The sequence below is a fragment of the Streptomyces sp. NPDC004647 genome (assembly GCF_040609575.1).
In the GTDB taxonomy this organism is placed as follows: Bacteria; Actinomycetota; Actinomycetes; order Streptomycetales; family Streptomycetaceae; genus Streptomyces.
On sequence record NZ_JBEXKU010000083.1, the window covers coordinates 1 to 11158 of the forward strand.

At 69.1% G+C, this 11158-nt stretch carries 11 protein-coding genes, 1 pseudogene and 1 riboswitch; of the genes and pseudogenes, 11 read left to right on the forward strand and 1 reads right to left on the reverse strand.

Annotated features, from left to right (window positions below):
- Window positions 1-150: 150 nt before the first annotated feature.
- From ABZW18_RS28255 to ABZW18_RS28305, 11 genes and pseudogenes are all read left to right on the forward strand, one after another.
- Window positions 151-759 carry a CDP-alcohol phosphatidyltransferase family protein gene (locus ABZW18_RS28255; protein ID WP_356192778.1) on the forward strand — a complete coding sequence of 203 codons (609 nt, stop codon included), beginning with the start codon at window positions 151-153 and terminating at the stop codon, window positions 757-759.
- A 132-nt stretch (window positions 760-891) separates the two neighbouring features.
- Window positions 892-3387 carry a mannose-1-phosphate guanyltransferase gene (locus tag ABZW18_RS28260; protein ID WP_356192720.1) on the forward strand — a complete coding sequence of 832 codons (2496 nt, stop codon included), beginning with the start codon at window positions 892-894 and terminating at the stop codon, window positions 3385-3387.
- Between the two features lie 108 nt (window positions 3388-3495).
- Window positions 3496-4416, forward strand: coding sequence for a DUF881 domain-containing protein (locus ABZW18_RS28265; RefSeq protein ID WP_356192722.1), 921 nt, complete (start codon window positions 3496-3498; stop codon window positions 4414-4416).
- Complete coding sequence (locus tag ABZW18_RS28270; protein WP_356192724.1) at window positions 4413-4745, forward strand: small basic family protein; 333 nt, start codon at window positions 4413-4415, stop codon at window positions 4743-4745. Before ABZW18_RS28265 ends, ABZW18_RS28270 begins: the two co-directional genes overlap by 4 nt.
- Before the next feature lie 5 nt (window positions 4746-4750).
- A complete protein-coding gene (locus ABZW18_RS28275; RefSeq protein ID WP_356192727.1) occupies window positions 4751-5857 on the forward strand; it encodes a DUF881 domain-containing protein in 1107 nt (368 codons plus the stop codon).
- Window positions 5858-6047: 190 nt separating this feature from the next.
- A pseudogene (locus ABZW18_RS28280) lies at window positions 6048-6368 on the forward strand (zinc-ribbon domain-containing protein); the annotation flags it as partial.
- Between the two features lie 3 nt (window positions 6369-6371).
- Window positions 6372-6827, forward strand: a complete 456-nt coding sequence (locus ABZW18_RS28285) for an FHA domain-containing protein (protein WP_356192779.1) — start codon at window positions 6372-6374, stop codon at window positions 6825-6827.
- Between the two features lie 18 nt (window positions 6828-6845).
- Entirely contained in the window at window positions 6846-7589 is a 744-nt protein-coding gene (locus ABZW18_RS28290) for a MerR family transcriptional regulator (RefSeq protein ID WP_356192729.1), read from the forward strand.
- Between the two features lie 50 nt (window positions 7590-7639).
- Window positions 7640-8113: a bifunctional nuclease family protein gene (locus tag ABZW18_RS28295; RefSeq protein WP_030874883.1), complete on the forward strand. Its 474-nt coding sequence runs from the start codon at window positions 7640-7642 to the stop codon at window positions 8111-8113.
- A 171-nt stretch (window positions 8114-8284) separates the two neighbouring features.
- Complete coding sequence (locus tag ABZW18_RS28300) at window positions 8285-8896, forward strand: MerR family transcriptional regulator (protein WP_356192731.1); 612 nt, start codon at window positions 8285-8287, stop codon at window positions 8894-8896.
- A gap of 72 nt (window positions 8897-8968) precedes the next feature.
- Entirely contained in the window at window positions 8969-10516 is a 1548-nt protein-coding gene (locus tag ABZW18_RS28305; RefSeq protein ID WP_356192734.1) for a DNA polymerase IV, read from the forward strand.
- Here ABZW18_RS28305 and ABZW18_RS28310 read toward each other — a convergent pair.
- Entirely contained in the window at window positions 10429-10809 is a 381-nt protein-coding gene (locus ABZW18_RS28310) for a PRC-barrel domain-containing protein (protein ID WP_356192737.1), read from the reverse strand. The genes ABZW18_RS28305 and ABZW18_RS28310 overlap by 88 nt on opposite strands.
- Window positions 10810-10923: 114 nt before the next feature.
- Window positions 10924-11021, forward strand: a riboswitch (glycine riboswitch).
- The last annotated feature ends 137 nt before the right edge of the window (window positions 11022-11158 follow it).

Consider the following 11158-nt stretch of genomic DNA (forward strand, 5'->3'; position numbering starts at 1 on the left):
CAATCATTAGCCGCCGCCCCCGGATCACACGATCCGGGGGCGGCGGCATTTCTGCGTTCCGGCCCGCCGCGCGCCCCCTCTGTGCGGGCTGTCAATCCCTGCGGGTATGGTCAGGGCATCATCGGTACGTTCTTCCAGGAGGCACCCCGGGTGGAGGTTCAGGAGACACGCGTCCAGACCGACCGTGTCCTCACCATCCCGAACATCCTCAGCATGGCGCGGCTGGTCGGCGTACCGCTCTTCCTCTGGCTGATCCTCTGGCCCGAGTTCGGCGGACCCAACTGCGACGGCTGGGCGCTGCTCGTGCTGGCGCTCAGCGGCGTGAGTGACTACCTGGACGGCAAGCTCGCCAGGCGCTGGAATCAGGTCAGCACCCTGGGCCGGCTGCTCGATCCCGCCGCCGACCGGCTCTACATCCTTTCCACCCTCGCCGGCCTCACATGGCGAGAAATCCTTCCCTGGTGGCTGACGGCCGTGCTGTTGGCCCGTGAGCTCGTCCTCCTGGTCATGGTCGGGATCCTCCGTCAGCACGGTTACCCGCCACCGCAGGTGAACTTTCTCGGCAAGGCAGCGACCTTCAACCTGATGTGCGCCTTCCCGTTGCTTCTGCTGAGTGACGCAAGTGGCTGGCTGCCCTCACTCGCTGCTATTTTCGGATGGGCGTTCGCCGGATGGGGTACAACGCTCTACTGGTGGGCAGGAATCCTCTACGTGGTTCAAGTCCGCCGACTTGTCAGGGCGGACGCCGCAGCCGACTGAGCCGGCCGAAATGGTTTCGCCGTTGTCTCGACGGCCTTGCTTCTGGACGGGTGCCCCAGGCCGAGATCCGTGGGCCATCCGGACGGGCGCAGTCGGCATGACCGTCGTCTCTTCAAGGAGGACGCTTCCGACATGAAGGCCGTCGTGATGGCCGGCGGCGAAGGCACTCGCCTTCGCCCCATGACCTCGAGTATGCCCAAGCCGCTCCTGCCTGTGGCCAACAGGCCGATCATGGAGCATGTTCTGCGGCTGCTCAAACGGCACGGTCTGAGCGAGACCGTAGTGACCGTCCAGTTCCTCGCCTCTCTTGTCAAGAATTACTTCGGCGACGGCGAGGAACTCGGAATGGAGCTCACCTACGCCAATGAGGAAAAGCCACTCGGCACCGCCGGCAGTGTCAAAAATGCCGAGGAAGCGCTGAAAGACGATGCCTTCCTCGTCATCTCCGGCGATGCGCTCACCGATTTTGACCTCACCGAACTCATCGAGTTCCACAAGGAGAAAGGCGCGCTCGTCACGGTCTGCCTGACGCGTGTGCCCAATCCTCTGGAGTTCGGGATCACCATCGTCGACGAGAACGGCAAGGTGGAGCGGTTCCTGGAGAAGCCCACTTGGGGCCAGGTGTTCTCCGACACCGTCAACACCGGCATCTACGTCATGGAGCCGGAAGTCTTCGACTATGTCGAGGCCGATGTCTCCGTCGACTGGTCCGGCGACGTCTTCCCTCAGCTGATGAAGGAAGGAAAGCCGATCTACGGCTATGTCGCCGAGGGTTACTGGGAGGACGTGGGCACGCACGAAAGCTATGTCAAAGCGCAGGCCGACGTGCTCGAGGGCAAGGTCGACGTGGACATCGACGGGTTCGAGATCTCGCCCGGTGTCTGGGTCGCCGAAGGTGCCGAGGTCCATCCCGACGCCGTACTCCGCGGACCGCTCTACATCGGCGACTATGCGAAGGTCGAAGCCGACGTCGAGATCCGCGAGCACACCGTCGTCGGATCCAACGTGGTCGTCAAGACCGGCGCCTTCCTGCACAAGGCCGTTGTCCACGACAACGTCTACATCGGCCAGCACAGCAACCTGCGCGGCTGCGTCATCGGAAAGAACACCGACATCATGCGGGCCGCCCGCATCGAGGACGGTGCGGTGATCGGCGACGAGTGCCTGGTCGGTGAAGAATCGATCGTTCAGGGCAATGTGCGCGTCTACCCCTTCAAGACCATCGAGGCGGGCGCGTTCGTCAACACCTCGGTGATCTGGGAGTCCCGCGGCCAGGCCCACCTGTTCGGGGCCCGGGGTGTGTCCGGCATCCTCAACGTGGAGATCACCCCCGAGCTCGCCGTGCGCCTCGCAGGGGCGTATGCGACCACGCTGAAGAAGGGCTCGACCGTCACCACCGCGCGTGACCACTCGCGTGGTGCCCGTGCGCTCAAGAGAGCGGTCATCTCCGCCCTCCAGGCGAGCGCGATCGACGTGCGGGACCTGGAGAACGTGCCACTGCCCGTGGCCCGCCAGCAGACCGCCCGCGGCAGCGCCGGCGGCATCATGGTCCGAACGACCACCGGGGTTCCGGACTCGGTCGACATCATGTTCTTCGACGAGCGCGGCGCGGACCTCTCGCAGGCCGGCCAGCGCAAGCTCGACCGCGTCTTCGCACGCCAGGAGTACCGGCGTGCCTTCCCCGGCGAGATCGGTGATCTCCGCTTCCCCGCCAGTGTCTTCGACTCCTACACCGGTTCGCTGCTGCGCGAGGTGGACACCACCGGCGTCGCGGACGCCGGGCTCAAGATCGTCGTGGATGCCTCCAACGGCAGCGCGGGCCTCGTCCTGCCCAGCCTCCTCGGAAAGCTCGGCGTCGACGCGCTCACCATCAATCCCGGTCTCGATGAGTCACGGCCGACGGAGACGGCGGACTCCCGGCGCTCCGGGCTCGTCCGTCTCGGCGAGATCGTCGCGTCCGCCCGCGCCGCTTTCGGTGTCCGCTTCGACCCGGTGGGCGAGCGGCTGTCCCTCGTGGACGAGCGCGGCCGCATCGTCGAGGACGACCGGGCCCTGCTGGTCATGCTCGACCTGGTCGCTGCCGAGCGGCGCAGCGGCCGTGTGGCCCTGCCGGTGACCACCACCCGGATCGCGGAGCAGGTCGCCGCCTATCACGGTACGCAGGTGGAGTGGACGACGACGTCGCCGGACGACCTCACCAGGGTTGGCCGTGCCGACGAGACGATCTTCGGAGGCGACGGGCGCGGCGGCTTCATCGTGCCGGAGTTCAGCAGCGTCTTCGACGGTACGGCGGCCTTCGTACGGCTGATCGGCCTGGTGGCCCGTACACAGCTCACCCTGAGCCAGATCGACGCCCGTATCCCGCGGGCCCACGTCCAGCGGCGGGACCTGGCCACTCCGTGGGCGGTGAAGGGGCTGGTCATGCGCAGCGTGGTGGAGGCGGCCGGGGACCGGTCCGTCGACACCACCGACGGCGTACGGGTCGTGGAGGCCGATGGGCGCTGGGTGATGGTGCTGCCAGACCCGGCCGAGGCGGTCACCCATCTGTGGGCCGAGGGGCCGGACGAGGCCTCGGCCCAGGCGCTTCTCGACGAATGGGCCGCGGTGGTCGACAGCGCCGGTCACTGATCTCCGTTCGCAACTGAGGCCGTGGGGCACCGCTCGTGCGGTGCTCCACGGCGGCGCGCCGGTGGGGCCATTCGGCGGTAGTAGTTGCGACGTGCGACGATGTGCGGCATGTCGCAGCAGCACCCCGTTCGGAGCACATCTTCGCCTCCCGCGCGCCCCGACGCCTCCATGTCGCTGCTGACCAATGTGATGGACCACAGTCTCGACGACGGGTACGCCCAGGCGGCGGCCCGGCGCAGCGCCGAGAGCGGGGCGGGACTGCCGAACACTCTGCGGGCCAGGCTCTGGCTCGCCGCGGGCCTCGTTCTCGCCGCTGCCGTCGTCACCCTCGGTGCCGTACAGGCGCAGATATCCGCTCCGGAGCTCGCCAAGGAGCGCCAGGAGCTGATCGACCGCATCGAGACGGACACCTCGCAGGCGGACGAGCTGCAGGAGAGCGTGGACAAGCTGCGCGAGGACGTGGGGGAGCGGCAGCGCCGAGCGCTGGAGAAGCACGGCGGCGCCAAGGGGGAGCTGCTCGGTCTCCTGGCCGGGGCGACCGCGGTGCACGGCCCTGGGGTGAAGCTCGTCGTGGACGATGCCGAGGAGGCGGAGCAGGGCGGGGACGGACCGCGGGAGAGCAGCGGCTTCTCCGACACCGGCCGGGTCCGCGACCGGGACATGCAGCGTGTCGTCAACGGCCTCTGGGAGTCGGGAGCGGAGGCCATCGCGGTCAACGGCCAGCGGCTGACGGCCCTCTCGGCGATCAGGGCCGCGGGTGACGCCATACTGGTCGACAACAAGCCGCTGGTGCCGCCCTATACGGTGCTCGCGGTGGGGGACGGGAAGCGGCTGGCCACCGCGTTCCAGAACAGTGCCGACGGGCAGTACCTGCATGTGCTGCAGGACAACTACGGCATCCGCACGAGCATTTCCGCACAGGGTGACGTCCGGCTGCCGGCCGCGCCGAGCCTGATCGTACGTACCGCAAAGCCGGAAGCCGGGGGCGCGGACAAGAGCGCAACCGAGACAGGGAAGGGCACATCGTGATCGCCGTACTGGGCCTCGTCGTGGGAGTTGTGGTGGGGCTGTTGGTCCGACCCGAGGTGCCGGGAGTGGTCGAGCCCTATCTGCCGATCGCCGTCGTCGCGGCACTGGACGCGGTCTTCGGAGGCCTCCGGGCCATGCTGGACGGCATCTTCGACGACAAGGTGTTCGTCGTGTCGTTCCTCTCCAATGTCGTCGTCGCCGCGTTGATCGTCTTCCTCGGTGACAAGCTCGGCGTGGGCGCGCAGCTGTCCACCGGTGTGGTCGTCGTGCTCGGCATCCGTATCTTCTCCAACGCCGCCGCGATCCGTCGGCACGTGTTCCGGGCGTGAGGCCGATGAGCAACGACGAGACACCCAAGGACCCGGAGAACCGGGAGAACCCGGAGAACCGGGAAACCCCGGAGAACCGGGAAACCCCGGAGAACCGGGAAACCCCGGAGAACCGGGAAACCCCGGAGAACCGGGAAACCCCGGAGACGCCGGAGACGCCGGACCGGGAGACCCCCGAAACACCGGGCCCCGCGGCATCGCGGCCGACCGCTGAGTCGCAGGGGCAGGCCGAGCCGCCGGAACCCGAGGAAGCGCCGAGGAAGCCTGAGCCGGACGCCCCGGAAGCCACGGAGCCCCCGTCGGCTCCGGAGCCCGCCGAACCCACTGCCGGGCCCGCTGAGGAGCCCACCGTCGGCGCCGCAGAGGAGCCCGAGTCGGCGGAAACCGATTCGCTCACCGGCCGGCAGCGGCTGGCCGCCGCGCTCTGGCCGCCGCGGGTCACCCGGGCGCAGCTGATCGTTGCCCTACTGCTGTGCGTACTCGGCCTCGGCCTCGCGATCCAGGTGAGCTCGACCAGCGACAACAGCGCGCTGCGCGGGGCCCGCCAGGAGGACCTCGTACGGATCCTGGACGAGCTCGACAACCGCACGCAGCGCCTGGAGGACGAGAAGCGCCGTCTGGAGAACCAGCGAACCGAGCTGGAGAACAGCTCCGACCAGGCGGAGGAGGCGCGCAGGCAGACGGTCCAGAAGGAGCAGCAACTCGGCGTCCTCGCGGGCACTGTCGCGGCGCAGGGGCCCGGTATCAACGTCACGGTGAGAGACGCGGCCGGCGCCGTGAAGGCGGACATGCTGCTCGACGCGATCCAGGAGCTGCGGGCCGCGGGCGCGGAGGCTATCCAGATCAACGGCGTGCGAGTGGTGGCCGACACCTACTTCTCCGACGCGGGGAATGGCGTGCGGGTCGACGGGAAGAAGATCACTCAGCCGTTCCGTTTCAAGGTCATCGGCAAGCCGCAGGATCTCGAACCGGCGCTGAACATCCCCGGCGGTGTGGTGCAGACCCTGGAGAAGGAGCAGGCCACGGTCGCCGTCGAGCGCGGGGACAGCATCGTCGTGGACGCCTTGCGGCGTGCGCAGCCGCCTGACTACGCTCGGTCGTCCTCACAGTGATCCGGCCGGGCACGGGGGCTACGCGGCGGAAGCAACAGGTTGCGGGGGGTCGGCGCACCACAGAAGCGGCGCGTGGTGGAAACTGTCTGACGGTCGCGGACGTTGAGTGGATGTCCGGGTCGGCCGGTGAGTGCAGCGAGGGTTCGTCCTGCCCCACGGGCGGGTCTGTTTCAGTCAAGGGGAATCGCCCGTGAAGTTGTTTGCGAAGTTGTTCGGTAAGAGCGCCCGCGAAGAGGGTGACAGCGGCACGGCCCGCCACCGCGCGGGGAGCCCTGCGGACGAGGGCGCAGAGCAGGAGCGCCCGCTGTTCCGCGACCAGGTCGGGGCGTCCGGCGGCGACATTTCGGACGGTCACGGCGCGCCTTCTGTTGACCCTGCGGCATCGGGACGCATAGGTTTCGAAGAACCATCAACCTCAAGTGCGGGTGGAGGGTTTGCGGCTTTGCCAGTTTGTACGCGGTGCGGACACCGGAACGCCGAGGCCAGTCGGTTCTGCTCCAACTGTGGGGCGCCGTTGCGCGCCGGGACCTCGCCCGAGCGGGCCTCGGAGACGACGTCCACCATTTCCATCTCGGGCATCGAGGCGTACGAGGCGGAGGCCACGGGCCAGACCGCGCCTCCGCTGTCTCCCGAGGCGCAGGCCGCCGTCGACGCGCTACCGCTCGGCTCCGCGCTGCTCGTCGTCCGCCGTGGCCCCAACTCGGGCAGCCGCTTCCTGCTGGACGGCGACCTGACCACCGCAGGCCGGCATCCGCAGAGTGACATCTTCCTCGACGACGTGACCGTCTCCCGGCGGCATGTCGAGTTCCGCCGAGGACAGGACGGCGGCTTCACCGTCGCCGATGTCGGCAGCCTCAACGGCACGTATGTCAACCGGGAGCGGATCGACTCCCTTCCGCTGGCAAACGGCGACGAGGTGCAGATCGGCAAGTACCGGCTGGTCTTCTACGCCAGCCAGCGAGGCATCTGACCCGTCCAGGGAAGGGCCATGCGTCAGAGACCGTCGGGTGGTGCCGGTTCCGGCGCCGCCACCGCGGAAGGCCGGCTGATGAGCATCGGTGCGGTGCTCCATCAGCTGCGTGAGGAGTTTCCCGAGGTCACCATCTCCAAGATCCGATTCCTGGAGGCGGAAGGCCTGGTCGAGCCGCGCCGTACACCGTCCGGGTATCGCAAGTTCAGCCCTGAGGACGTGGAACGGCTCGGTTCCGTCCTGCGTATGCAGCGGGATCACTACCTCCCGCTCAAGGTCATCCGTGAGCACCTCGACGCCCTGGCCCGGGGAGAGCAGCTGGGGCTCCCCTCCCCGGGCCGGTCGCGCGAACTGCTGGACGGGGCGCTGGAGCCGGACCCCGAGGCCGTGACAGCCGCCAGGATCGGCCGTGCCGAGCTCCTGGCGGCTGCGGACGTCGGAGAGGCCGAGCTCGCCGAGTGGGAGTCGTACGGGCTGATCACGCCCGGCGAGGATGGCGGATACGACATCGAGACGGTCTCCGTCGCGAAGCTCGTCGCCGCCCTCGGCCATTTCGGACTGGAGCCGCGGCATCTGCGCGTCATGAAGGCGGCGGCGGACCGCGAGGCGGACCTCGTGGAGCAGGTCGTGGCCCCGCTCAGGCGGCACCGCAACCCCCAGACGCGGAATCACGCGGAAACCACGGCCCGAGAGCTCGCGACCCTTTCCATACGGCTCCACGCGGCGCTCGTCCAGGCCGCGCTACGGCCTCGTCTGCACTGACGGAGGGGCCCGACTACCCAAACCGGCCGGGCACGTCCTAGGGTTGCTGTGTGAACGAGCTCGACGTTGTGGGTGTCCGGGTGGAAATGCCCTCCAACCAACCGATCGTGCTCCTACGTGAAGTGGGAGGCGACCGTTACCTCCCCATCTGGATCGGGCCGGGGGAGGCAACCGCCATCGCTTTTGCCCAGCAGGGCATGGCCCCGGCTCGGCCGCTGACCCACGACCTCTTCAAGGACGTGCTCGAAGCGGTCGGCCAGCAGCTCACGGAGGTTCGCATCACGGATCTGCGGGAGGGCGTCTTCTATGCGGAGCTGGTCTTCGCCAGCGGAGTCGAGGTCAGCGCACGGCCGTCCGACGCCATAGCGCTGGCGCTGCGCACCGGTACGCCGATCTACGGCAGCGACGGTGTGCTGGACGACGCGGGAATCGCCATCCCGGACGAGCAGGAGGACGAGGTGGAGAAGTTCCGCGAGTTCCTCGACCAGATTTCGCCCGAGGACTTCGGCACCAACAGCCAGTGAGCGGCCGCCCCGACGGGTTCCGTGCGGCCATCCGGCCAGCCTTTCCCCGAAAAGGGGCACGGGAAACCACTCTTAGGGTGATTATCACTCGGCGTGCCGAGTGTGGCGATCGTTGACGCACCCCGGGTGACTGCCTACCGTCAGGAAGGCAGGTCAAGGACGGAGGTCGGCGTGAGAAACACCGGCGACGGTACAGCGGCGGGCGGTCCCTTTCCGCTCCACGGGGGTGCAGCCGACCCCATCCCCCGACACACCGTCGCGGCACCGGCCGGGACTTCTCCCGAAGGGTCCGACCGGATCGGCTACCGCGGGCCCACGGCCTGCGCCGCGGCCGGCATCACCTACCGACAGTTGGACTACTGGGCACGCACCGGCCTCGTGGAGCCGAGCGTTCGGCCCGCGTACGGCTCCGGCACCCAGCGGCTCTACAGTTTCCGGGACGTCGTTGTCCTGAAGATTGTGAAGCGCTTCCTGGACACCGGTGTGTCCCTGCAGAACATCCGCACCGCCGTTCAGCACTTGCGTGAGCGCGAGCGCGCGGACCTCGCGCAGATGACGCTCATGAGCGACGGCGCGACGGTGTACGAGTGTTCCTCCCCGGATGAGGTCGTGGGCCTGCTCCAGGGCGGCCAGGGCGTCTTCGGTATCGCCGTGGGTGTGGTGTGGCGGGATGTGGAGAGCGCCCTCGCAGAGCTCCACGGAGAGCGCGTTGACACCGGCGAGACGCTCGTCGGGCACCATCCGTCGGATGAACTCGCGCGCCGCCGCAACCGCGCGGGCTGAGCGGCCACCTCTCACGCCCCGACCCGTCGCGGATCGGGGCGCATGTCAGTGCGGTACGGCAGCATCAGTGGTGTGAGAGCCGCGCCGACCATCCTGCATCTCGACATGGATGCCTTCTTCGCCGCCGTGGAGCAGGCGTCGAAGCCGAGCCTGCGCGGCAAGCCGGTGGTGGTGGGCGGCCTCGGGCCGCGCGGCGTGGTGGCCACCGCTTCGTACGAAGCACGGGTCTTCGGGGTCCACTCGGCCATGGCCATGGCCCAGGCCCGGCGGCTGGCACCGAACGCCGCCTATCTCGCCCCACGATTCGCGCTCTACCGCGGGGTCAGCGACGCGGTCATGGAGCTGCTGCACAGGCTCTCACCGCTGGTCGAGCCGCTCAGCCTGGACGAGGCGTTCGTGGACCTCGAGGCGGGCGGGACAGTGGCTTCCCAGGCCGCCGCGCGCGAGGTGGGGGAGCGGCTGAGGCGGGACATCCGGGCCGTCACCGGGCTCAGCGGTTCGGTCGGCCTGGCCGGTTCCAAGCTGCTGGCCAAGATCGCGTCGGAGCAGGCCAAGCCCGACGGCATGGTGCTGATCGCTCCTGGCACCGAGCTCGAGCTGCTGGCTCCGATGACCGTCCGTACGCTCCCGGGCGTCGGGCCCGCGACCGCAGAGCATCTGCGCAGGGCCGGTATCCATACCGTCGGGGAGATCGTGGAAGCGGGGGAGGACGAGCTGATCCGGTTGCTGGGGAAGGCGCACGGCAGCTCCCTGCACACCATGGCGCGCGGCGCGGACGACCGGCCGGTGGTCGCCGACCGGGACGCCAAGTCCGTATCCGTCGAGGACACCTTCGATATCGATCTGCACGACCGGGCGCGGGTGCAGTGGGAGGTCGCGCGGCTGGCCGACCGCTGTGTGCAGCGGCTCCGCTCGGCGGAGCGGTCAGGCCGCACCGTCGTACTCAAAGTGCGCCGGTACGACTTCTCGACGCTGACCCGCTCCGAGACCCTGCGCGGGCCCACCGACGACCCCGCCGTCATCCGCGAGGCCGCGGCCCGGCTCATCGAGGCGGTGGACACCACGGGCGGTGTGCGGCTGCTCGGTGTCGGAGTGAGCGGGCTCGCCGACTTCACCCAGGAGGACCTGTTCGCCCAGGCCGCCACCGCACAGGAAGCGGCGGCAGTGGAGGCGGCGGCACTGGAGGCCGCTGCTCAGGGGGCTGGAACACCGGACGCGGAGGACGGCGGCGCGGAGGGGGAGCGGACGGCGGGCCAGGCCGCTCCGGGGCCGGCGGAGGCCGCCCCGGAGCATGCGCGCCGGTGGGTGCCGGGCCATGACGTGCGGCACGCCGAGCTCGGGCCCGGCTGGGTGCAGGGCAGCGGCGTCGGCAGAGTCACCGTGCGCTTCGAACAGCCCTGGTCGGCGCCGGGCCGGGTGCGGACCTTCCGCGTCGACGACCCCGCGCTGGAGCCGTCGGAACCCCCCTCGATCCTCGCCCGGGGCCACCCCCGGCCCGTGGTGCCCGCGGTGGAGCCCGTCGCGGGCGCCGATCAGTCGTCGTCACCCGCGAGGCGTCCGAAGTCCTGGTCATCGGGGCCGGGGCCGTCGCCGCCCGGACTCGCCGCGTCCAGTCCGTAGTGGTGGTAGAGCTGTAGCTCCTGCTCAGGGGAGAGATGCCGCCCCACCCCGAAATCCGGGGCGTCCTTGATCAGGGAGCGCCGGTAGGGGACTCGCAGCGTGTCGTCGATGATCTCGCTCGGCTCCAGCGGCACGAAGGCATCACGCCCGAACAGGCCGGTGCGTACGGCCGCCCACTCCGGACGGCCCGTCGCGTCGTCGAGGTACACCTCGTCCACGGTGCCGATCTTCGCCCCGTCGAGGTCGAATGCTTTGCGCCCTATCAGGCTCCGGGGATCGATGTCGGTCTGCACAATCCCTCCAACTGGTCGCACGTCTACTCTCGGAACAACGAAAAGGCACTTCGCGGGGCCCGGCCACTCGAAGAACCTTCCGGGAAGTGCACTGGTACGCTGGCTAGCGGCTGCAGACCCCATGCGGGAGAGTCCTCCAACAGCAGGCAGGAGGGCGCCGAAGGAGCAAATCCTCCCCGGAATCTCTCAGGCACACGTACCGCATGGACGAGGTCACTCTGGAAAGCAGGGCGGGCGCCGGACGTGTATGCGCCGGAACCCCTCCTCACCGACGGTGCAAGCCGGACCGCCCCGCGCGGACCGGTGAAGCTCTCAGGTTGAGATGACAGAGGGGGAGGCCGTCCGGGCA